Origin of the sequence: Gordonia caeni (genome assembly GCF_039537105.1) — a bacterium.
GTDB lineage: Bacteria > Actinomycetota > Actinomycetes > Mycobacteriales > Mycobacteriaceae > Gordonia > Gordonia caeni.
The window spans coordinates 261,129-283,500 of sequence record NZ_BAAAZW010000001.1; the positions used below are offsets into that span (position 1 = coordinate 261,129).

Annotated in this window: 22 protein-coding genes and 1 tRNA gene; 14 read left to right on the forward strand and 9 right to left on the reverse strand. The window is 68.5% G+C overall.

The genetic code is table 11. From position 1 onward, the window contains the following. Window position 1: 1 nt before the first annotated feature. Window positions 2-613, reverse strand: a complete 612-nt coding sequence (locus tag ABD732_RS01230; RefSeq protein WP_344779758.1) for a TetR/AcrR family transcriptional regulator — start codon at window positions 611-613, stop codon at window positions 2-4. A gap of 125 nt (window positions 614-738) precedes the next feature. After that, the gene (locus ABD732_RS01235; RefSeq protein ID WP_344779760.1) at window positions 739-1,341 is read right to left on the reverse strand and encodes a TetR family transcriptional regulator; all 603 of its coding nucleotides are present in this window, start codon (window positions 1,339-1,341) and stop codon (window positions 739-741) included. A gap of 104 nt (window positions 1,342-1,445) precedes the next feature. On the opposite strand from ABD732_RS01235, the gene ABD732_RS01240 reads away from it, so the two are divergent. The 3 genes from ABD732_RS01240 (at window position 1,446) to ABD732_RS01250 (ending at window position 3,089) form a co-directional block, all read left to right on the forward strand. Beyond that, window positions 1,446-2,399 (forward strand): aldo/keto reductase, encoded by a 954-nt coding sequence (locus ABD732_RS01240; protein WP_344779762.1) that lies wholly within the window; start codon window positions 1,446-1,448, stop codon window positions 2,397-2,399. Between the two features lie 100 nt (window positions 2,400-2,499). Next, window positions 2,500-2,712 carry a hypothetical protein gene (locus ABD732_RS01245; protein WP_344779763.1) on the forward strand — a complete coding sequence of 71 codons (213 nt, stop codon included), beginning with the start codon at window positions 2,500-2,502 and terminating at the stop codon, window positions 2,710-2,712. Then, window positions 2,709-3,089 (forward strand): type II toxin-antitoxin system death-on-curing family toxin, encoded by a 381-nt coding sequence (locus ABD732_RS01250; protein ID WP_344779765.1) that lies wholly within the window; start codon window positions 2,709-2,711, stop codon window positions 3,087-3,089. Before ABD732_RS01245 ends, ABD732_RS01250 begins: the two co-directional genes overlap by 4 nt. A 64-nt stretch (window positions 3,090-3,153) precedes the next feature. Here the strand turns inward: ABD732_RS01250 and ABD732_RS01255 are convergent, their stop codons facing one another. Beyond that, the gene (locus tag ABD732_RS01255; protein WP_344779767.1) at window positions 3,154-4,842 is read right to left on the reverse strand and encodes an FAD-dependent oxidoreductase; all 1,689 of its coding nucleotides are present in this window, start codon (window positions 4,840-4,842) and stop codon (window positions 3,154-3,156) included. A 143-nt stretch (window positions 4,843-4,985) separates the two neighbouring features. Here ABD732_RS01255 and ABD732_RS01260 point away from each other — a divergent pair, with 143 nt between their 5' ends. After that, window positions 4,986-6,422, forward strand: a complete 1,437-nt coding sequence (locus ABD732_RS01260) for a lipase family protein (RefSeq protein WP_344779769.1) — start codon at window positions 4,986-4,988, stop codon at window positions 6,420-6,422. 355 nt (window positions 6,423-6,777) lie between these two features. Here ABD732_RS01260 and ABD732_RS01265 read toward each other — a convergent pair whose 3' ends face one another. The 3 genes from ABD732_RS01265 to ABD732_RS01275 form a co-directional block, all read right to left on the reverse strand. After that, complete coding sequence (locus ABD732_RS01265) at window positions 6,778-6,972, reverse strand: hypothetical protein (protein WP_344779771.1); 195 nt, start codon at window positions 6,970-6,972, stop codon at window positions 6,778-6,780. Window positions 6,973-7,046: 74 nt separating this feature from the next. After that, entirely contained in the window at window positions 7,047-7,403 is a 357-nt protein-coding gene (locus ABD732_RS01270; RefSeq protein ID WP_344779773.1) for a hypothetical protein, read from the reverse strand. A 917-nt stretch (window positions 7,404-8,320) separates the two neighbouring features. Further along, a tRNA-Leu gene (locus tag ABD732_RS01275) sits at window positions 8,321-8,403 on the reverse strand. 256 nt (window positions 8,404-8,659) lie between these two features. On the opposite strand from ABD732_RS01275, the gene ABD732_RS01280 reads away from it, so the two are divergent. The 7 genes from ABD732_RS01280 to pknB all read left to right on the forward strand — a co-directional run bounded on the left by ABD732_RS01280 (window position 8,660) and on the right by pknB (window position 18,157). Beyond that, the gene (locus tag ABD732_RS01280; protein ID WP_344779775.1) at window positions 8,660-10,000 is read left to right on the forward strand and encodes an FHA domain-containing protein; all 1,341 of its coding nucleotides are present in this window, start codon (window positions 8,660-8,662) and stop codon (window positions 9,998-10,000) included. A gap of 128 nt (window positions 10,001-10,128) precedes the next feature. Next, window positions 10,129-10,587, forward strand: a complete 459-nt coding sequence (locus tag ABD732_RS01285) for an FHA domain-containing protein FhaB/FipA (protein WP_344779777.1) — start codon at window positions 10,129-10,131, stop codon at window positions 10,585-10,587. Continuing rightward, window positions 10,584-12,005 (forward strand): protein phosphatase 2C domain-containing protein, encoded by a 1,422-nt coding sequence (locus ABD732_RS01290; RefSeq protein ID WP_344779779.1) that lies wholly within the window; start codon window positions 10,584-10,586, stop codon window positions 12,003-12,005. The genes ABD732_RS01285 and ABD732_RS01290 overlap by 4 nt, the downstream gene beginning before the upstream one ends. Then, complete coding sequence (locus tag ABD732_RS01295) at window positions 12,005-13,426, forward strand: FtsW/RodA/SpoVE family cell cycle protein (RefSeq protein WP_344780338.1); 1,422 nt, start codon at window positions 12,005-12,007, stop codon at window positions 13,424-13,426. The genes ABD732_RS01290 and ABD732_RS01295 overlap by 1 nt, the downstream gene beginning before the upstream one ends. Continuing rightward, complete coding sequence (locus ABD732_RS01300; protein ID WP_344779781.1) at window positions 13,423-14,910, forward strand: peptidoglycan D,D-transpeptidase FtsI family protein; 1,488 nt, start codon at window positions 13,423-13,425, stop codon at window positions 14,908-14,910. Before ABD732_RS01295 ends, ABD732_RS01300 begins: the two co-directional genes overlap by 4 nt. Next, the gene (locus tag ABD732_RS01305) at window positions 14,910-16,235 is read left to right on the forward strand and encodes a protein kinase domain-containing protein (protein WP_344779783.1); all 1,326 of its coding nucleotides are present in this window, start codon (window positions 14,910-14,912) and stop codon (window positions 16,233-16,235) included. The genes ABD732_RS01300 and ABD732_RS01305 overlap by 1 nt, the downstream gene beginning before the upstream one ends. A 2-nt stretch (window positions 16,236-16,237) precedes the next feature. Then, a complete protein-coding gene (gene pknB / locus ABD732_RS01310) occupies window positions 16,238-18,157 on the forward strand; it encodes a Stk1 family PASTA domain-containing Ser/Thr kinase (protein WP_344779785.1) in 1,920 nt (639 codons plus the stop codon). Window positions 18,158-18,323: 166 nt separating this feature from the next. Here the strand turns inward: pknB and ABD732_RS01315 are convergent, their stop codons facing one another. Beyond that, window positions 18,324-18,968 (reverse strand): aminodeoxychorismate/anthranilate synthase component II, encoded by a 645-nt coding sequence (locus ABD732_RS01315; protein WP_344779787.1) that lies wholly within the window; start codon window positions 18,966-18,968, stop codon window positions 18,324-18,326. Between the two features lie 54 nt (window positions 18,969-19,022). Here ABD732_RS01315 and crgA point away from each other — a divergent pair, with 54 nt between their 5' ends. Next, the gene (crgA, locus tag ABD732_RS01320; protein WP_344779789.1) at window positions 19,023-19,319 is read left to right on the forward strand and encodes a cell division protein CrgA; all 297 of its coding nucleotides are present in this window, start codon (window positions 19,023-19,025) and stop codon (window positions 19,317-19,319) included. 115 nt (window positions 19,320-19,434) lie between these two features. Beyond that, window positions 19,435-19,911, forward strand: a complete 477-nt coding sequence (locus ABD732_RS01325) for a PH domain-containing protein (RefSeq protein ID WP_344779791.1) — start codon at window positions 19,435-19,437, stop codon at window positions 19,909-19,911. Here the strand turns inward: ABD732_RS01325 and ABD732_RS01330 are convergent. Beyond that, window positions 19,901-20,662 (reverse strand): rhomboid family intramembrane serine protease, encoded by a 762-nt coding sequence (locus ABD732_RS01330; protein WP_344779793.1) that lies wholly within the window; start codon window positions 20,660-20,662, stop codon window positions 19,901-19,903. The genes ABD732_RS01325 and ABD732_RS01330 overlap by 11 nt on opposite strands. Window positions 20,663-20,763: 101 nt before the next feature. Then, the gene (locus ABD732_RS01335) at window positions 20,764-21,294 is read right to left on the reverse strand and encodes a peptidylprolyl isomerase (protein WP_344779795.1); all 531 of its coding nucleotides are present in this window, start codon (window positions 21,292-21,294) and stop codon (window positions 20,764-20,766) included. Between the two features lie 49 nt (window positions 21,295-21,343). Between ABD732_RS01335 and ABD732_RS01340 the strand changes: the two genes are divergently transcribed. Then, the gene (locus tag ABD732_RS01340; protein ID WP_344779797.1) at window positions 21,344-21,481 is read left to right on the forward strand and encodes a hypothetical protein; all 138 of its coding nucleotides are present in this window, start codon (window positions 21,344-21,346) and stop codon (window positions 21,479-21,481) included. The last annotated feature ends 891 nt before the right edge of the window (window positions 21,482-22,372 follow it).

Consider the following 22,372-nt stretch of genomic DNA (forward strand, 5'->3'; position numbering starts at 1 on the left):
CTCACTTTGAGGCTGTCGCCAGCGCCGTCAGAAGCCGGTCGCTGCGGCGCGTCATCTGCTCAGCGGTCTGATCCGGATGACGCAACCACCACTCGACGAGGGCGGAAACCATCGCGATCCACACCTGCGTCAACGCGGACAGATCGCCCGGCTCGGACAGGTGCGGGGCGAACGAGGCGGCGATCCCCTCCGCGGCCTGCTCGCCGAGCCGAAGCCGGTAGTGCGTGGCGGTGTCGACCGCCGGACCTTGCGCGGGGAGAGTGCTGTCGAAGAGGACGAGCCAATCGTGCGGACGGGGCTCGAGCGCGGTGAAGATGGCGGAGAGCACCTCCGCGCCGCGTCCGATCGCCGTCGCATCGGACACGGCCAGAGCCTCGGCCACCCCTTGCGTCATCGCGCGTCCGGCACGCTCGCAGCAGGCGACATACAGCCCCTCCTTCGAGCTGAAGTACGACAGCACCAGCGGCTTCGAGACTCCCGCGCGCGCAGCCACCTGGGCGATCGTCGTCCCCGCATAGCCGAGGGTCGCGAACTCCGCCGCCGCGGCATCGCAGATCTGCCGCTCGCGTTCGGCACGCGGAACACCCCGAGAACCCGAGCGCGCCTTGGCCATACGTCGAGTCCCCTCTGCGTCGCGCCGACCACGACCCGCTCACCTTGCTCCGGCTTCGATCCTAGCCGGGTACAGCGCACCGCGTCTGCTCCGCACAGTGGGTCCGGCCGCCCGGTGAACAGCGGCTACACCGACGATGCAGGCCCGCCGGGGACGGCGGGGAACAGCCGCTCGACGGCGGCGACGACGGCCGCTCGACGCTCCGCCAGGAACCGGTCCCGCGCACCGTCGGACATCGCCGTCAGGCCGGGCTGCCCGGCCCACGACATCGCCAGTTGATTGAGGAAGACGAGGATGTCGAGCGGATCCCACGAGGGGTCGAGCAGGCCCTCCCGTTGGGCGCGGCGAAGCTGGTCGGCCTTGCGCGTGGCCGTCTCTTGGGTGGCCCGGTCGGCCTCGGCGCCGGCGGCCTCGAGCTGTCCCCACCGCATCAGCCGGAGCCTGTCGGGATGGGCGACGAAGTAGTCGTGCACGCGACCGGCGTAGCCGGGCAGGTCGGCGGTGTCCATCGGCGTCGCCTCGCCGATCGCCTCCAGTTCGCGGGCGAGGACGAAGCCGTAGAGCTCCTCCTTGCTGCGGAAGTACGCGTAGACGCGTTCCTTACTCGTCTTGGCGGTCTTCGCGATCCGATCGATGCGCGCACCGGCGATCCCGCACTGCGCGAACTCGGCCGTGGCCGCCTCGATCACCCGGTCTCGGGGTGAGTCGGAACGGGACGAGGTCGTCATGCCCCCAAGCTACCAAACCGAACCGTTTAGTTTGACAGCACTGTTCCTGCACCATACAGTCAAACCGAACCGTTTGGTTCGCTTACGATGGAGAGGGCCGGCTCATGCAGCAGAGGACTTTGGGGACGCAGGGACTGCGCGTCTCGGAGATCGGGTACGGATCGATGGGCACCGTCGTGGGCTACGGCGCGACCGACGACACCGAATCGGTCGCCGCGATCCGCCGTGCCCACGATTTCGGCGTGACGCTCTTCGACACCGCCGAGATGTACGGCTGGGGTGACGGCGAGAAGCTGCTCGGTCGCGCAGTCGCGCCGTTCCGCGACGAGGTGGTGATCGCCACCAAGTTCGGATTCACGCCGAGCTTCGGCACCGACTCGCGTCCCGAGCACATCCGCGAGGTGGTCGAAGTCAGCCTGCGCCATCTGGGAGTGGACAGCATCGATCTGCTCTACCAACACCGCGTCGATCCCGGCGTGCCGATCGAGGACGTCGTCGGGACGATGGCCGAGTTCGTCGAAGCCGGCAAGGTGAAGTACCTCGGTCTCTCGGAGGCCACGCCCGAGGTGATCCGCAGAGCCCATGCGGTGCACCCGATCTCGGCGCTGCAGACCGAGTACTCGATCTTCGCCCCGGACGCCGAGCCGCTGTTCGGGCTGCTGGAGGAACTCGGCATCGGGTTCGTCGCCTACTCCCCGCTTGCACGTGGCTTCCTCACCGGCACCGCGAAGCCGGCCGGTCTCTACGACTCGTCCGACTTCCGCACCTTCATGCCCTGGTGGAGCACTGAAAACTACGACGCCAACGCCGAGATCGTCGACCGGCTCACCGAACTGGCTGCGGCCAAGGGCGTCACCGTCGCGCAGCTGGCCCTGGCCTGGACCCTCACGCAACGCGACTACATCGTTCCCATCCCCGGATCCCGCAACCCCGACCGCGTCGCGCAGAACATCGCGGCCGCCGATCTCACCCTCACCGCCGATGACCTCGCCCGGATCAACGCGATCGCACCCGTCGGTGCGGTCGGCGGACGCGGCACGCCGTCTCCCTGGCTGTAACGCGGAGCGAACCCGCGACCCGTCGGCCCGTGGATAGCGATCGTCTTCGAGGCGTCGTCGGATATATACTCGATATATATGGCCCCGAAAAGATCGGAGGATGGACGTGACCGCACGCTTCCTCGTCACTATGCCTGACGACGTCGCAGCCGAATTACGCGCAACCATTCCGAAAGGTCAGATGAGCCAGTTCGTTACCGAGCAGGTCCAGCGCGGGCTGCGCGAACGATCTCTGCGTTCGATGGACGATGCGGTCGCCGATATCGTCGGCAACGACAAGGCTCTCCTCGACCGGCTCGGCAACGTGAAGTGATTTGGACGCCGCAGATCGCCGACATCTTCCTGGTCTACCGCGCGGCCTACGGGACGAACCCAGAAGTCCGTGACCTCGGCCTCCTGGAAAGCAGCGTCCACCGGCCTCAGATCACCGTGTTCGGCGACGAGCAGTACCCCACTCTCGGGTTGAAGGCGGCTGCATTGCTCGACTCCCTTTGCCGCAACCACTCGCTCGTCGATGGCAACAAACGATGCGGCTGGATCGGTGTACGCCTGATCTACTTCCGCAATGCGAGCCGAGGATGGAGTCTCGGCGACGATGCTGCGTACGGCCTCATCATTGAGGCCAGCTCCACACACCTCGGTCTTCCTGATCTGGCGCTGAGTCTCGAGAGTGGGTTTTCTCACCGATGAGGGCCGCTTCGCCGTGTCACAACCGCGTTGCTTCCCGCCTCGAGCACACTCTGTTCACCTGTGATCAGGCGATGGGACGACCGGCCAGTTCGTGGCCGATCAGGTACGCCAGCGTGAGACCACGGCCGAGCGCGATACCCGAGTTGTAGGCGGTCCCCGTTGTGGTGAGCGCGGCCACCGAGCCGGCGGCGTAGAGGCCGCTGATCGGTTGCCCGTGCTCGTCGAGAACGTGGCCGTCGCCGTCGATGTGGACACCACTGGTGCCGATACCGGTGCCCACGAAACGCAGCCGGATGCCGTGGAACGGTGCGGTGTTCACTTCGCCCAGGACCGGTGACGGTGTGTGCTCGGGATCGCCGGCGAAGCGGTTGACGTAGTCGATCGAGCCGCGGCCGTAGTCCGGATCTGTCCCTTCGCGCGCGAACTCGCTGTACCGCTCGGCGGTCTTCGTCAGCTGCTCGCCGTCGATGCCGAGCTTGTCGCCGAGTTCACGCAGCGTCGCCCCCTGCTGGACCCAGCCCTCGGGGTATTCGCCCCCGGGCGGCGTGGCCGCCAGGCCGTACTTGCGGCGATGCTGGTCGTCCCAGATGAGGAAGAACGGCAGATGCCGGTCGTTCGGGTCGAGGGTCTTGCGGCAGATGTCCACCCAGTACGAGTCGTTGCAGTACCGGTTGCCGGTGCGGTCGACGATCATCGAGTGCGGCATCGCGTACTCCGGGCCGTACCCGAAACCGGTGCCGACCTCGGAGCGCCAGCCCGGCAGGATCGGCGTGGCATTGGCCGGGATCCGGGCCAGCACGCCCCCGACGGAGCGGGCCAGTCGCAGGCCGTCGCCCCGGATCGATTCCGGTGCCACCGAACCCCAATCCTCCGGTGACAGGCCCAGGATGTCTTCGACCATGTCCGGATCCCAGTCGTACGTGCTCGTCGCGAGCACCACCGGACCGCGCAGTTCCACCTCGCCGTCATCGGTCTGCGCCCGCACGCCGACGACCGCGCCGTTCTCGTCGGTCAGCAGACCGACCACGCGGTGGTTCACCCGGATCTCGATGTCGGGCTCCTGCAGCACCCGGTTCAGGAAGGAGGCGACGACGCCGGTGCCGTAGGTCAGCGGGTCACCGGACTCCGCTCCGTCGAATCCCGTGCCGTCGGTGAGACCGAAGGCCGGCAGCCCGGCGTGCGAATGCTTGGCCGCCTCGGCCTCTCCCCCGTCGTCGTCGACGTAGGTCGCGCGGCGGCCTTTGCCGAGGAGGTCCCGGTAGGTGGTGCCGACCGGGAAGTACGGGCTGTAGCGCAGCTTCTCGCGCCAGTCGCCCAGCACCGCGCCGTCGATCACTTCGTTGGTCAGATAGCGGCCTTCGGGAAGCGCCCCGGCGGCCTCGTTGTGGTAGTCGGCCAGTCCCGGGATCATCGTCCAGGCGATCGCCTTCAGGTCTTCCCAGTACTCCATCGCCGCCGGCGACCTGCGCAGCCAGCGCAGCAGCGCCTGCTCGTCGAGCACTTCGGGGGCCAGATGGCTCGCGACGTCCCTGATGTAGGTCTCGGTCAGCTCCTGGGTGTCCTCGACGCCTTCGCGAGCGGCGACGTGGTTGGCGCCGCACCACACCTGCCCGCCGGAGTAGGCCGCCGCCCCGCCGACCAGATCGGCTGCTTCCAGCACCACGGCGGGCCGGCCGTTGGCCGCCGAAGCCAGGGCCGTCGCCAGGCCGGACAGGCCCGCCCCCACCACGATCACCGGATCGGTGTCAGTCATCGTCAACCTCCTGAAGTGTGACCCACTGCATATGGCATTAATGATTACCATAGATATGGGGAAGAGACGACAGGTGCTTTCCCCGGTCGCCCATATAGCGATTTCCGGCGCCGAGGCTGCGGTGCGGATGCGAGGATGGCGGCATGTCGGCGGGTACGGGGTTCTGGAAGCGTGCGCAAGTCCTCAAGTTCACCGGGAAGATCGCTGTGGCGGTGCTCGCGGCCTCCGGTCTGACCATCGGTGCGGGACAGGCGCACGGCTCTCCTCTCCTGGACCCGCCTCGATCTTCGGAGATCCTGTCGGAGGCTCCCGACATCGACGGCGCCGTCCACGCCGGCACGGCCAAGGGGACCGGGCAGATCACCGAGGCGGCCACGCGCGAGGAGTTCCGGTACGGCACCGGGGTCCGCCGGGGCAGCGATCCCGAGGTCGGCACGATGAACGTCTTCACGCCGGCGGATCCGTCGGGCCGGGTGCTCACCTACATTCCGCCCACCGATTCGCTGTACGCGGGCGACGCCCCGTCGCACCAGCTGGACCGGCGCTCGCTGTCGGAGGGTGACGTCGAACGGATCAACGCCGCCCTGGCCGACGGCGTCACCGTGATCGTGCCCGACGCGTACGGCGATCGGAGTCCGCAGTATGCGGGCGAGATGAACGGCGTCCGGATCGTGAACGCCGTTGAGGCCTACCGGAATTCGCCGGGGCACGCCCCGGTCACGGAGGTGACCTGTTACGGATTCAGCGGGGGCGGTATCGACTGCGCCCGGGTCGCCGAATACCGCCACGCCGACGGCCGGGTGGACCTGGTGATCATCGACTCCGGTCCGACCGATCTGGGCGGCTTCCTGGCAGAGCCCGGCGCCCAGAACGGCTTGGGCTGGTCGGCATTCGTCGGCGTGGAGCGAAGTATGACCGCCGACCAACGCAGTGTGCTCTACGACAACCTGCGGCCGAGCGCCGTCGTCTTCACCAAGGCGGTCAGCGCACTCGGCGACGCGGTTCCGGTGCCCGGGCTGGTTTCCACCGTCATGACCTACGGCGGGGTCCTGTTCCCGCTCCCGCTGGGAGCGGCGGGCAAGTCGGGCGCAATCGACAACCCCGAGGTCCACGAGTTGATGACCGACATCAGTCCGGGCACCCCGGATCAGCCGTACTCGGGCACGGTGGTCTTCCGCTACAACGACACCGACGTCTACGTGCCGCCGCAGGTCCACTCCGCACCCCTGGCGCAGCGCTACCGCGACCAGGGAAGCGACGTCGTCGTGGTGACCAACCACGGGGCGATGACTCCCGGCCACGAGATGTTGGGCTCCGACGAACTGGTCGACTACCTCAACGGCGACATCCCCGCCGACGGTGTCCGCACCGACAGCGAGCCGCTCACGGCCGAGCAGCGGCAGGAAGATGCCATGATGACCGCGTTGTACGACGGCATCGCGGCCCACGGCGAGAACCTGACGCGGTTGTCGGGGCCGATCCTCGACGACCTCGACCGTGTCGTCGTCGCCGTCGACGAGGGGATCGACCGGCTGACCGGGCACCGCGGTCCGTCGACACCGGGGTCCCGGCACCGTTGACCCCAGGGCCACTCACCCCGCCAGATCGACAATCGGTCACATGTCGACTCACGGCAGCGATCGCGTGGCAGCGAGCGGGTCGAAGCCGGTCGGCCACGGAGCCGTTGTCATGGAGCTCGTCCGGTCGGCGGAAGCGTCACTACGGGTTCGAGAAGTGATGGCCGCACCGACCGGAGCCGGCCGCTCGCCTTTACGACGCTACTGACCGTCTTCGGCAATATGCACACCAGACACCGGGAGCACCGCAGCCAAAGGGCCACGGTGCTCTTGACGTTGGCCAACCACGGAGGGGCAGACGAAGCCATACGAAGCTGGTGGGCGCTCAATGGAGACTGCTGCTCGGGCGCTCACCGTGTCACGCCTTGCGATCAGGCGGCGTGGCGTCATCCTCTCGCTGTGACAGATCGTGCTGCGCGGCGGGTGGTCGTCCATCGTCGCGCCGCCGCCGCTGTCGGATCGAGATCACGATTGCTCCAACAACAAGACCCGCCAGCAGGGCGAAAACAATGAACGCCACGACTTCCCACGCGCTCGGCACAAGAGGATTCATTCCTGACTCCTTGTCTTCATCGTGCCTCGTCTGCTAACGCCATCCACTACCGGTGACTCCCTTGCCATCCACAGTCATATACTGATCGGCCGATTTCGTGCTACCCCGTCGCCGGCCAGCCCGCGGACGAGCGGGTACATCATCTTCCCGACAGATTCGCCTGCGACAGATACCCGGCCGCCCGGCGCAGGACCTCGTTTCCTGCTCCAGAAGACGGGGGGCTTCTTCAGCTCACGGTTCTCGGCACGGTCGGAGTCGGTGAGGCCGGGCTTGTTGCCGTCCTCGACGTCGGCGGTCCTCATCCGGTTCGTCAGGCAGGACTCGCTGATACCGAAGTCGGCCGCGATCTGCTTGAGGTGGACACCCGGTTCACGGGTCTTCGCGACACGGACCACGTCGTCACGGAACTCCTTGGGATACGGCTTCGGCACCGTGAACATCCTTCCAGCAGCACCCTTCGGCACCACAGATCAGATGTCACCTATCCGTGCAGCAGACCCCTATGCAGTGCTGCGGAGCTAAGCGGCAGAGTCTCGGTCACCTACGACCCGACTCTGCCGCTGTTGCGTTCGCGGTGATCCTTAGTCACCTCGGTCGCGCTGGTCGACCTGGGGAACAGCACCTAGCGGGGTGAATTGAATCGCGGAAACCAGAGCACCTACTAGCAGGACCAGCAGGATGCGGTCGCCAACCGCGTGGCCCGAGCCTGCCGTCGCAGCGACGACGAGGCCCAACGCCAATAGCGACCATGGAACGTACCGCATAATCTGCGCTCCTTCGGTCTTCTCTACGAGAAGATGTACGTCGACGGATTCGTCGAGATCTGCCGCGCACGTGGGCCTCCAGAGTAGCTGGCGTTCAGGAATCCCCAGCCAACGCTGATTCCTATGATTCCCCCGCCGTCCTGATTGTGCTCATACGTGAAACGAGCGCCAATCTGTCCCTTACAGCTCTGGCCGCACAGCAGGCGACTCACAATCGTGGTCATGTGCCATGGTCGACATTCGGTTCGAACCCTGATGCACGATCACTCAGTTTGACTACAGGCGCCTTAGTAGTCAGACCACCGTCGTGAAGCGTCATCACGCCGGAGGTCGTTCGAACTCCGTCCATTTGTATGAGTTGAACGTGGTCGAAGCGATCTGAGTACACGGCGGGAGGAGCCATTGATCCGCCCGCGCCAGCCAGGCATCACGGAGAATTAACCCTGATTCGGGGACATCTGGTTGCGCCTCCCCAAAGCCCTACTTCAGGGGGAAGCCGCCTTCAGCCAGATCGAAAACAAAGAGGTCAGGCCGCATTTCGACAACCTGACCTCTTTGTGCGATTCGTCCTGAACCGCTCTGTGTGGGCGAAGGGGGACTTGAACCCCCACGTCCCGAAGGACACTGGCACCTGAAGCCAGCGCGTCTGCCATTCCGCCACTCGCCCGTGGCTGCCGATCACTCGGCGGTCGTCCGCGTGGACTTGACCGAGATTACACGGATCGGCCGCTGAGGGAAAATCGGCTGAGCCGCCCGCCGACGACCAGGCGAAACACCCCTACGACAACCCCTACCCGTCGATACTGAAGTGGCCAGCGGTGCGGGTGGTGGTGTGCGGAAGCCACTTTTGGGCCCGGCCCCGGTAGCATTGATCCACGGCGCAATCACGCCGACACGCCAACGAGCACCGCAAAGGAGTACCCGTGGGTCTTCTCGACCGTATCGAGCGCAAGCTCGAGTCCGCCGTCGACGGCGGCTTTGCGCGTGTCTTCGGTGGTCAGGTGGCGCCGCAGGAGATCGAGCAGGGCCTGCAGCGCGAGGCGGAAGCCTCCGCAGAGGACCTCGGAGACGGCGCATCCCTGGTGGCCAACGCCTATGTGGTGACGCTGAGTACCTCCGACCTGGAGCACGTCAGCGACGAGTACGCCCTCAACCGTAAGATCTTTTCCCGCCACCTCGAAGACTTCATACGTGACAATGGGTGGCAGACCTACGGCCCAGTCGTCGTAGAGTTCGACCAGGTGCCCTCACTGCATACCGGACAGTTTCGCACCCGCGGCGTCATCGATCCCGACGTGCGGCCGCGCCCGACGCCGACCCGACCATCCGAAAGCCCGAACCGAGGAGCTCCCGACATGACCAATCCCCCCGGAAACGACGGCCAGTACCCGGGCTACGGCCAGCAGGGCGGCTACGACCAGTACGGCCAGCCGATCGCCCCCGGCTACGACCAGCAGCAGCAGGGTTACGGACAGCAGCCCGCGTACGACCAATACGGCCAGCCGCAGTACGACCAGCAGCAGCCGCAGCCGTACGACCAGGGGCAGGGCTACGGGCAGCAGGGCTACGGACAGCAGCCCCAGTACGACCAGGGCTACGGACAGCAGCCCCAGCACGACCAGCAGCAGTACGACCAGGGCCAGGGCTACGCCCAGCCCGGGTACGAGCAGCAGCCCGGGTACGACCAGGGCTACGGGCAGCCGGCCGCCGACCCCGGCTACGGCCAGCAGCCCCAGTACGACCAGGGCTACGGCCAGCAGCCCCAATACGACCAGCAGCCCGGTTACGACCAGCAGGGCTACGGGCAGCCGGCCGCCGACCCCGGCTACGGGCAGCAGCCGCAGTACGACCAGCCCCAGTACGACCAGGGTTACGGACAGCAGCCCCAGTACGACCAGTACGGCCAGCCCGCCTACGAGCAGACCGCCTACGCCCAGCCGGGATACGCCCCGCCGGCCGCTGGCGGCGCGCAGGCCCCGGCCGCGATCACGCTGGTCCTCGAGGACGGCAGCAGCCGCACCTACGCGCTGCGCCCCGGCTCCAACGTGGTCGGCCGCGGCCAGGACGCGCAGTTCCGTCTCCCCGACACCGGCGTCTCCCGGCGGCACGTCGAGATCCGCTGGGACGGCCAGAACGCCATGCTGCAGGATCTGAACTCCACCAACGGCACCACCGTCAACGGGATGCCGGTCAGCAGCTGGAACCTGGCCGACAACGATCGGATCCGCCTCGGGCATTCGGACATCACCGTCCGGTTCCAGTAACCGAAGCAACATAGAATGCGGTCGGGGCCGATCAGCGCCCCGACCGCTCACTGAATTGACCGATGTAGTGATACCGCACGCCGCCGGAACCCGCCGGCACCAGAGATCTCACAGGAGGTGAAGCACGAATGCAGGGGATCGTCTTGCAGTTCACCCGTTTCGGGTTCTTGATCCTGCTGTGGCTGTTCGTCTACGCGATCATCCGCTCCATGCGCGCAGATCTCGCCTCGGCGACGGGCACCCGTCGCCCGTCCGGCGGCGGCTTCCGGGATCGGCGGCGTTCAGCCGGCCGCGGCGGAGCCCGCTACCTGGTGGTGACCGCCGGCGCACTGGCCAACACCCGCATCACCCTCGGCGATCAGCCGGTGCTGATCGGTCGTGCCGACGACTCGACCCTGGTGCTGTCCGACGATTACGCCTCGGAACGGCATGCGCGGCTCTCCAAACGCGGGGACGACTGGTACGTCGAAGACCTCGGCTCCACCAACGGCACCTTCCTGGACCGCGGCAAGGTGACCACCGCGGTGCGCGCACCCCTGAACACCCCGATCCGCATCGGTAAGACCGTGATCGAGTTGCGGTCGTGACTCTCGTCCTGCGCTACATCGCGCGAAGCGACCGCGGCCTGGTCCGGTCCAACAACGAAGACTCCGTCTACGCGGGCGCACGCCTGCTCGCCCTCGCCGACGGCATGGGCGGCCACGCGGCCGGCGAGGTGGCCAGCCAGCTGGTGATCCAGGCGCTGCGCGGCCTCGACGACGACGAGCCCGGCGGCAACCTGCTCGAAGCCCTCGGCGCGGCGACCCGGCACGGCAACGAAGCCATCGCCGCCGAGGTGGCCCACAATCCCGAACTCGAGGGCATGGGCACCACCCTCACCGCGATCCTGTTCGCGGGCAGCAAGATCGGCCTGTGCCACGTCGGCGACTCGCGGGGTTACCTGCTGCGCGACGGCGTCCTGACCCAGATCACCCGCGACGACACCTTCGTCCAGAGTCTGGTCGACGAGGGCCGCATCACCGCCGAGCAGGCGCACAGCCACCCGCAGCGCTCGCTGATCATGAAGGCGCTCACCGGCCAGGAGGTGGAGCCGACGCTGACGATGCGCGAGGCCCGCGCCGGCGACCGGTACCTACTGTGCAGCGACGGCCTGTCCGACGTCGTCAGCGAGGAGACCCTCGCCGAGACCCTGTCGTCGACCCCCGACCACATCGCCTGCGCCGACCGCCTGGTGGAACTGGCGCTGCGCAGCGGCGCCCCCGACAACGTGACCGTGGTGGTCGCCGACGTCGTCGACACCGAATACGGCGAGTCCCGACCGATCCTCGGCGGCGCCGCCGGCAGCGACGATCAGAGCGGCTACGCCCCCGATCCTTCGACCGCCGCCGGACGCGCCGCCGCCCTCCGGCCGCCCGCCGCACCGACGCAACGCCCCAGCATCAACGCCGAACCGGCCGCTCCGCACCGGCGCAGCCCGTGGCGGCTGCCGCTGCTGGTGATCGCGGCCGCGGTGATCATCGGCCTGATCGTGACCGCCTTCCTGGTGGTGCGCTCCAAGGCGATGGAGAACTACTTCGTCACCGCCGACAACGGCGCCGTGGTGGTCAACCGCGGCACCCCGGACCGGGTCCTGTTCATCAGCCTCAGCGAGCCGAGCCAGAAGGTCTGCGTCACCGACCTGGACACCGACGAGCCGAGCATCAGCTTCCTCGGCACGGACGACAGCGAGCCGTGCGAGCCGATGCGGGTCGCCGACCTGACCGGGGTCGGTCAGACGACGGTGAACTCGGCCAGCATCAAGAACCTCGGCCTGCGTGACGTCGAGGACCGGGTCCGCGAGTTCGAGTTCCTCCCCCTGTGCACGCCGGCGACACCGGCGCCGGAGCCCTCGCCGGCCCCGCGTACCCCCGGCGCGCCGGAATCGAGTGAGCCGTCGGCCGCATCGCCCACCCCGTCGTCCGCCACCGTCGATCCCGAGGGTCGCCGGACGTGCCGGGAGCCCTGATGGTCGACTCCTCCGCCGCGCACGCGCCTGCCGCCACACCCACCAACCGCGCCCGCACCACCGAGCTGGTGCTGCTGGTGTGTGCCCTGGTGCTGGTGGCCATCGCGCTGCTGCTGGTGGAGGTGGCCCAGAGCCAGGAGATCTCCTGGGCGCTGGCCAAGTTCATCGCCGCCTACGTGGTGCTGTTCGCCGTCGCCCATCTGGTGGTCCGGCGCTTCGCGCCCTACGCCGATCCGACGCTGCTGCCGGCGGTCGCCGCGCTCAACGGGCTGGGTCTGGTGATGATCCATCGGCTCGACCTGGGCACCGCCCGCACCGACGAGCTGCTGACGTCCACCGAGCCCACCTCCAACGCCGACCAGCAGCTGCTGTGGGCGGTGATCGGGATCGTGGCCTTCGCGGTGACGCTGATGCTGCTGCGTGATCACCGCACCCTGGCCCGGTACGCCTACACCCTGGGTCTGGCCGGCCTGATCTTCCTCGCGCTGCCGGCGATCCTTCCGGCGTCGATGTCGGAGATCAACGGCTCCAAGATCTGGATCCGTACCCCGCTGTTCAACATCCAGCCCGGCGAGTTCTCCAAGATCCTGGTGATCATCTTCACCGCGGCCTTCCTGGTGTCCCGGCGCGACCTGTTCACCACGGCCGGCAAGCAGATCATGGGCATCGACTTCCCGCGCGCCCGCGACATGGGACCGCTGCTGGCCGCCTGGATCATCGCGCTCGGCGTCCTCGGCTTCGAATCCGACCTGGGCACGTCGCTGCTGATCTTCGCGACCGTGCTGACCATGCTGTACATCGCGACCGAACGGGTCAGCTGGCTGCTGCTCGGCGTCGGGTTGTTCGCCGTCGGCGCGGTGGTGGCCTATCAGCTGTTCGCCCACCTGCAGATCCGCGTCCAGGTGTGGCAGGACCCGTTCGCCCAGTACGACACCTACGGCTATCAGGTGGCGCAGAGTCTGTTCGGGCTGGCCACCGGCGGCATGTTCGGCACCGGTCTCGGGTCGGGCAGACCCAACATCGTGCCGTTCGCCAACACCGACTTCATCCTCGCCTCGTTCGGCGAGGAACTCGGGCTGGTCGGTCTCGGCGCCATCTTCATGCTCTACTTCATCTTCGTGATGCGCGGCCTGCGCACCGCGGTCGCCGTGCGCGACAGCTTCGGCAAACTGCTCGCGGCCGGGCTGTCGATCACCATCATCATTCAGCTGTTCGTCGTCTTCGGCGGCGTCTCCAAGCTGATCCCGCTGACCGGTCTCACCTCGCCGTTCCTCTCGTACGGCGGGTCGTCGCTGCTGGCGAACTACATCCTGCTGGCGATCCTGATCCGGATCTCCAACGCCGCCCGTGAACCCGACGCCCCCAAGCCGCGGCCCAAGGTCGAGGTCGAGTCACTGCCGACGCAGGTGGTGCGGAAATGAACCGTCCCATCCAGCGGGTGTCGTTCGCGGTGATCGCCATCATCGTGCTGCTGCTGGCCAACGCCACCTACGTGCAGGTGTTCAAGGCCGACGCCCTGCGCAACGATCCGCGCAATGCGCGCGTGCTCTTCGACGAGTACGCCCGCCAGCGCGGCCTCATCGTCGCCGCCGACGGCACCGTGCTGGCACAGTCGGTGCCCAGCGGCAACCGGTTCAAGTACCAGCGCGAGTACCCCGCCAACCCGAACGCCTTCGCCCCGGTGACCGGCTTCTACTCGCTGCGCTACGGCGCCGACCGCGGCCTGGAGGCCGCCGAGGGCCCGTTCCTGAGCGGCAGCGACGACCGGCTGTTCACGCAGCGCTTCGTGGACATGTTCTCCGGGCGCGATCCGCGCGGCGGCAACGTTCTGACCACCGTCGACCCGAAGGTCCAGCTGGCCGCGTTCGACGCCCTCCGCAACGGCCAGTGCGACGGCGCCTGCCGCGGTGCCGTGGTGGCGCTGGAACCGTCCACGGGCAAGATCCTGGCGATGGTGTCGACGCCCAGCTACGACCCGAACTCGCTGGCCACCCAGGACTTCGACGCCGCCGAGCGCAGCTGGAACGAGCTGACGCGCGAGGACGTGCCGTCGCGGCTCACCAACCGCGCCATCAACGAGCTGTATCCGCCCGGATCCACCTTCAAGGTGGTCACCACCGCGACCGCGCTGAACGCCGGCCTGCAGCCGGACATCCGGCTGACCTCGGCGCCCACGTTCCCGCTCCCGGATTCGGCGACCACCCTGCCGAACAACAACGGCGAGCCCTGCCCGGGCGCGACCGGCGGTTCGGTGAGCCTGACCCAGGCCTTCGAGTACTCGTGCAACACCGCCTTCGCGCAGCTGGTGACCGAGAAGCTGCCCGGCGATCCGTTCTCCGAGTTCCAGAACACCGCCATGCGGTTCGGGGTGGGCGAGGATCCCGACGGCATCCCGATGCAGGTGGCCAAGTCGACCGTCGGCGATCTCGACGGGGACATGGCCGCACTGGCACAGTCGTCGATCGGTGAGCGCAGCGTCCGGGTGACCGCCCTGCAGAACGCCCTCACCGCCGCGACCGTCGCCAACGGCGGCGTGCGCATGCGCCCCTACCTGGTGGACAAGCTCCAGACCGCGGACTTGCGGACCGTGTCGACTACCTCTCCTTCGGCCGTCAACCGGCCGTTGAGCGCCGAGGAAGCTGACACACTGACCGAGATGATGATCCTGTCCGAACGCGAGACCTACCGGTCGCAGTCGGGGATCGCGTCGAAGACCGGCACCACCGATCCGAATCAGAGTGGAAGCGCGTACGCCTGGTACATCGCCTTCGCGCCGAGTTCGAATCCGCGGATCGCCGTGGCCGTGGTCGTGGAGAACGGGAACCAGGGATCGCAATCCTATGGCGGTGTGATCGCCGCCCCGATTGGACGTGCAGTGTTGAATGCTTATACGGGAGGTAACTGATGAGCCTGCAGAACGGCACCATCATCGCCGACCGGTACCGATTGGTCCGGCTGATCGCCACCGGCGGCATGGGCCAGGTGTGGGAGGCGCTCGACACCCGGCTGGGCCGGCGCGTCGCCGTCAAAGTGCTCAAGGCCGAGTACTCCAACGATCCGACCTTCCTGGCCCGGTTCCGCACCGAGGCCCAGACCACGGCGCGCCTGAACGACCAGGGCATCGCGAACGTCTTCGACTACGGCGAGACCCCCGACCGCAACGGCGGTGACCCCCTCGCCTACCTGGTGATGGAGCTGGTCGACGGTGAGCCGCTGAACTCGGTGATCAGCCGGATGGGCAAGTTGTCGCTCGCCCACACCCTGGACATGCTGGAGCAGACCGGCTGGGCGCTGCAGGCGGCCCACACGCAGGGCTTGATCCACCGCGACGTGAAGCCGGGCAACATCCTCATCACCCCGACCGGGCAGGTGAAGATCACCGACTTCGGTATCGCCAAGGCCGTCGACGCGGCCCCGGTGACCCAGACCGGCATGGTGATGGGCACCGCGCAGTACATCTCGCCCGAGCAGGCCACCGGCGGCGAAGCCACCGCCGCCTCCGACGTCTACTCGCTGGGTGTGGTCGGCTACGAGGCCCTCACCGGGCAGCGGCCGTTCGTCGGCGACGGTCCGCTGACCGTGGCGATGAAGCACATCCAGGACGCCCCGCCGCCGCTGCCGGACTCGGTGCCGGCCCCGGTGCGCGAGTTGATCGCGATCACCCTGGCCAAGGATCCGCAGCAGCGCTACGCCACCGGCGGCGAGTTCGCCGAGGCCGTGGCCGTGGTGCGCAGCGGCCAACGCCCGCCCGTCCCGCGCGGCGGCGCGGTGGCCGCGCCGACCCGGCCGCCCACGCGGGTGGCGACCAACCCCGTCGTCGCGCCCCCGCCACCGTCCCGGGCCACGCGCGCCGCGACCGCGCCTCCGCCCGTCGTCGACGACAGCTGGAGCACCGGCCACAAGGTGCTGGCCGCCGTCGCCGCATTGCTGCTGCTGGCGGCGATCGCGCTGATCGGTTTCTGGCTGCTGGATCCGGCGACGTCGTCGAACCGGGAGAACACCACCCCGTCGGTGACGACCGAGACCACCACCACCACGCCGGAACGGACCACGACCGAGCGGACCACGCGTCCCTCGCCCACGACGCCGACGACCACCACCGATACCGAGACCGAGTCGCCGACCGACGAGCCTGAGCCCACCACCGAGCCGGAGACCACTCCGCCGACCACCACGACCAACCAGGTGCCCGACTGGCTGCCCCAGATACCCGGATTGGGCGGTGGATAACGATGGAGCAGGACGAACTCCTCTCCGATCGTTACGAACTGGGTGAGCTGCTCGGTTTCGGCGGCATGTCCGAAGTCCAGTTCGCCCGGGATCTGCTGTTGCACCGGGATGTCGCGATCAAGATCCTGCGGCCCGACCTGGCCCGCGATCCGATGTTCTACCTGCGGTTCCGCCGCGAGGCGCAGAACGCGGCCAAACTGAACCATCCGACGATCGTTCAGGTCTTCGACACCGGGGAGGCCGACACCCCCGAGGGTCCGCTGCCGTTCATCGTGATGGAGTACGTCGACGGCGAGACGCTGCGGGACGTGCTGCGCGCCAACGGCCCGATCGCGCCGCGGCAGGCGATGACCTGGATGGCCGACGTCGCCGCCGCCATGGACTTCTCCCACCGCGCGGGCATCGTGCACCGGGACATGAAGCCGGCCAACGTGATGATCGACCACCACGGCGCGGTGAAGGTGATGGACTTCGGCATCGCCCGCGCCATGGACGACACCTCGGCCACCATGACGCAGACGTCGGCGGTGATGGGCACCGCGCAGTACCTGTCGCCCGAGCAGGCGCGCGGCATCAAGGTGGATCCGCGCAGCGACATCTATTCGATGGGCTGCGTGCTGTTCGAGCTGATCACCGGGGAGCCTCCGTTCACCGGTGACTCGCCGATCGCCGTCGCCCACCAGCACGTGCACGAGGATCCGCGCCGGCCGTCGCAGGTGAACCCCGACATCGCGCCCGAGCTGGACTCGGTGGTGATGAAGGCGATGAGCAAGAACCCGGCCAACCGGTACCAGACGTCGGCCGAGTTCCGGTCGGATCTGATCAAGGTCCTCGCCGGCGGCAAGCCGTCAGCGCCGATGCTGCTCGACGACAACGACGACGATCTGCTGGATCTGCCGACCCGCGGCATCGCGCCCACCTCGGATGCGCGGCGCCGCCGCCGCGAAGAGGGCCGGCACGCCCGCTCGGACGACTACGACGACGAACTGCCCATCTATCGCCGCCGCGGGGCCAAGGCCGCCGTCGCGCTGCTGCTGGTGCTGGTGCTGGGCGTCGGGCTGTTCGCCTGGTCGCCGTGGAACTCCGCCGGCGATCTGATCGCGGTGCCGAAGGTGACGGGGCTGGCCGCCGACGCCGCCAAGGACAACCTGGAACAGGCCGGTTTCAGCGTCAAGGAACTCTCCGAACCCAGTCTGGACGTGTCCGCGGGCAATGCCACCCGGACCGCGCCCGGCAACGACGTCCCCACCCGCAAGGGGTCGGAGGTGACGCTGTACGTGTCGTCAGGCCCCGAGCGCCGCCCGATCCCGGACCTGCGCGGCAAGACCGTCCGGGAGGCCACGGACACGCTCCGCGGCCTGGGCTTCACCGAGATCAAGAACGAGAAGACCGACTCCACCGCCGCCCTCAAGGACAAGGTGGTGCGCACCACGCCGAACACCGGCAGCGAGGCCGCCGTCAACACGACCGTCGTCGTCTTCGTCGGCACCGGGCCGAAGGAGGTGAGCGTGCCCGACCTGATCGGCCAGACCGAAGCGGAGGCGCGCACCACCCTGGAGCAGATGGGCCTGGAGATCGCCGTGGTCCAGGGCGACTCCGAACGTCCCGCCGGGCAGGTGGTGTCGACGTCCCCGTCGAGCGGCGAGACCGTGACCGTCGGCAGCGTGGTCCAGGTGACCATCTCGCGCGGCAACCAGTTCGTGGTGCCGGACCTCAAGGGCAAGACCGTCGATCAGGCCAAGGACGCACTCACCTCGGCCGGCTGGGAAGACAGCACCCTCACCACGACGCAGCGTTCGGTGGGCCTGAACTCGCCGAACGACGGCAAGGTGATGTCGCAGAGCCCGGCCGCGGGGTCGCGGGCCAAGAAAGACGGCGCCATCTCGGTGGTCGTCGGCCGCTCCAGCCTGCTCCCCGGCTGACACCGACCGACCACTGAGCCGGGCCACCCCTCCACCGACCGACCACTGAGCCGGGCCACCCCTCCACACCGGCCACTGAGCCGGGCGACGAAGGAGCCCGCGTCGAAGTGGCCCGCGTCGAAGTGGCCCGCGTCGAAGTGGCCCGCGTCGAAGTGATCCGCCGCGACTACTGCGCCAGCGCGCCGGCGACCTCGGCTTCCAGTTCGGCGATCCGCGCCTCGGGCACCTCGAGCCCGCAGACACCCAGCCAGTTCGCCAGCATCCGGTGGCCGCCCTGGGTCAGCACGCTCTCCGGGTGGAACTGCACCCCGTGGATCGGCAGGTCGCGGTGGGCCATGGCCATCACGATCCCGCTCTCGGTCCGTCCGGTCACCACCAGCTCCTCCGGAACGGTCTCCGGGAGCACGGTCAGCGAGTGATACCGCGTGGCCACGAACGGGTCAGGCAGCCCCGCGAGGACGCCGACGCCGTCGTGCACCACCAGCGAGGTCTTGCCGTGCAGCAGTTCCGGGGCCCGGTCGACGGTACCGCCGAACGCCGCCCCGATCGCCTGGTGACCCAGGCAGACGCCCAGCAGCGGGGTGCCGGCGGCAGCGGCCACCGGAATGATCGGCATGGTGGCGCCGGCCCGCTGCGGGGTGCCGGGCCCGGGGGAGAGCAGGATCCCGTCGTACCGGTCGACCACCGCTTCCAGATCCGCGAGCCGGTCGTCGTCGTTGCGCCACACGTCGGCCTCGACCCCGAGCTGGCCCAGGTACTGGACCAGGTTGTAGACGAAGCTGTCGTAGTTGTCGATGACGAGGATGCGCACCCAGCAAGGTTATCGGGTTCCCGCTGGTCGACGCCGCTGGGTTACCGTAGGAGTATGCCGAAGTCAAAGGTGCGGAAGAAGACCGACTACACGATCAACCCGGCGACCCGCACGCCGGTGAAGGTCAAGGCGGGCCCCTCGGGAGTGGTCTACCAGACCGTCATGTTCGGATTCATGCTGGTGGGGCTGGCCTGGCTCCTCGTCTACTACCTGGGTGCCTCGAGCACGACCAGTGGGTTCGGCCAGGAGGGCAAGTTCCTCCACTGGATGAACCAGCTCGGCTCCTGGAACCTGCTGATCGGGTTCGGTCTGGGCGTCATCGGCTTGTTGATGACGATGGGATGGCGCTGAGCTGCAGCGACGGTGCGCAGACACCGGTGAATGACATGTGTGTAATTCATCCACAGTGTGGAAATAACATGTGTGTAACTAATCCCCAGTGTGCGTAAGTCCTGTGGATAACTCTGTGAACAGTGCTCCGCAGCGGTGGGCGACGCCGTTGCCGGGGGCCATCGCGTTGCTGGGTCTGGGCGTCGTGCTGGCCGTCGCGGCCGCCGCCTCGTACGCCGAACCGCCGGCCCTGGTGCTCCTGGCCGTTGCCGCACTCGTGGTGATCGCCTCGGCGGTCGTCGCGCTGGTGCGCCGTCCCCGGCTGGTGCTGGCGCCCGGCCCGGTCCTGACCGTCGGCACCCTCCGCGGGCGGTTCTCGGTGACTCCGGAGGAGATCGACTCGGTCGAGATGCTGAGCACCCGCCGTCTGGCCTTCCGGTCGCGTCAACTGCTGATCGAGCTCGACGACGGGCGCCTGCTGGTCTTCGGGCGGTGGGATCTGGGCGCCGAGCCGCGGCACGTGGCCGAACAACTCGTCGCCGCGGGTCTGGTCCTCAACGACCGCACCCGCGACGACGGCGACATCCGCGACGAGGACCCGCCTACAGACTGAGCGAGGTCACCAGACCGACACCGGCGGCGAGGGCGATCAGCAGCAGGGCGCCGAGCCCGAACCAGCCGACGCGGGTCACCTTGGCCATGGTGCGCTGTTCCGGGGCCAGCGTGACGACCGGCACCCACAGCACCGCCAGCGCCCCGAGGGCGCCGAAGACGAGGCCGCCGAGGTGGGCCCACAGCGAGATGCCGGGGATGGTCCACGACAGGATGATGTTGAAGCCGATCACCAGCAGCACCGAGGTGGTCGGCAGTTTCAGCCGGACCACCACCACCAGCAGCGCGCCCATCAGGCCGTAGATCGCCCCCGAGGCGCCAGCGGTGAGCGCCGGCGAGTGCTGCAGGGCGAGCACGGCGGCGCTGCCGCCGAGCAGGCTGGTGACGTAGATGGTCAGATACCGCGCCGGACCGAAGAGGCGTTCCAGATCGCGGCCGACGATGTACAGCGAGATCATGTTGACCGCGATGTGCGTGACCGACCAGTGCAGGAACCCGGATGTCAGTAGGCGCCAGTATTCGAAGTCCAGGTTGAAGCCGGTCGGCAGGAACCCGGTCGTCATGATGCTCGAGCGGACCAGGTCCACGCCCCGGGCCTGCAGCAGGCAGGCCACGAAGATCGCGAGGTTCACCGCGATCAGCGAATAGGTGACGTACGGGGTCGCGTTGGCCCCACCCGCAGCGGGAGCGGTGGGGTCGACGCGGACCGCTGCCGCCTCCTGGGCGATGCAGTCGACGCAGTGCTGGCCCACCGGGGCCGGGCGCAGGCACTCCGGACACCCGAACCGCCCGCACCGAGTGCAGGACACTGCGGTGGGGCGGTCGGGATGTCGGTAGCAGGCGTGCTGCACCGTCAGTTGAGTTCGACGCTCTCGATGACGACCTCGTCCACGGGGCGGTCGGCGCGATCGGTCGCGGTGGTGGCGATCGCGTCGACGACGGCCTTCGAGGCCGCGTCGGTGACCTCACCGAAGATGCTGTGCTTGCGGTTCAGATGCGGGGTCGGGCCCACGGTGATGAAGAACTGCGAGCCGTTGGTGCCCGGGCCGGCATTCGCCATGGCCAGCAGGTAGGGGCGATCGAACTGCAGATCCGGGTGGAACTCGTCCTCGAAGCGGTAGCCGGGGCCGCCGCGGCCGGTGCCGGTCGGGTCGCCGCCCTGGATCATGAAGCCGTCGATGACGCGGTGGAAGACGCTTCCGTCGTAGAACGGGCCGCTGTCACCACCTTTGGCGTTGGGCTCGGAGTAGTCGCGCGAGCCGTCGGCCAGGCCGACGAAGTTGGCGACGGTCTTGGGCGCCTGGTTCGGGAACAGGTCGATGACGATGTCGCCGCGATTGGTGTGCAGGGTTGCGGTCTTCTTCTCTTCACTCACGGTGTCCATACAACCACGTCAAGTGGCTCTCGGTCGTGCGACCTGGCACGCTGGAGCCATGTCGTGCAGAGCCGCTGGTATCACCGCATCCGTCGTCACCGCCCTGCTCGCGGCGATCGTGCTCGCGGCCCGCCGCGCGCGCACAGAGCATCCGCCGGTCTCGCCCAGCGTGCCGCGCATCGACGACTTGGGCTGATCTACCTACTGGTTCGTGCTGCCGAACCGCCCGAACGGGTAGTTTGGATCCGTGGCAACCGACGACGTTCCCGACTCCGCAGCAGGTCCCTCGCCCAGCGCGCCCGGGCCCGCGACTCCGCCGACGGCTCCGCAGTCCGGTTCCGACGAGGGCAACGGCGTAGTCCCGGCCCCCTGGGAACGGTCGCCCGAGACCTCGCCGTCGCCGTCGTCCACCGCACAGCCGGGACCGCCGCAGGCGTCCCCGCCCGGTCCGGTCCGATCCGGTCCCGCCCCCGCTTCGGCGGGCTCGTCTGCTCCCGCCCGGTCGGCGCCCACACCGCCTCCGGCTGCCCCGTCCGGTCCGCAGGGCGGTCAGTCGCCGGCCACGGGTCGTCCGGCGGGAAGCACCGCTCCGAGTGGCAACGCCCCGGGTGGCAGTGCTCCGGGGCCTGCCCCGGGCAGCGTGCCTCCGTCCGGCGGTCAGCCGGGCTCGGTCCCCCGCCCTGCAGCCGGCTCCCAGCCCGGCCCCGCACCCCAGTCCGGCACGACACCCCCGTCCGGCCCGACGTCCCAGGCCCGGCCGGCACCGCAGTCCCGGCCCGGCCCCCAATCGGGCCCGCTGCCCCAGTCCGGTCCCCAATCCGGTCCCACGCCCCAGGCTCGGCCCGCAGGGCAGGCGAGCGGCCCCCGACCGGCCGGACCGGGTGGCCCCGGCGACCGCGGTCCGATCCAGCAGGTTCCGATCCAGCAGGGTCCGATCCAGCAGGGCTCGGGCCCGCAGAAGCCCGGGTCCTCCCCGGCCGCGCCCCCGAGACCCGCCCAGCAGGGTCCGGGCCAGCCGGGTCCGGGCCAGCAGAAGCCTGCGCAACCGGGTCCGGGCCAGCAGAAGCCGGCGCAGAGCGCTCCCGCT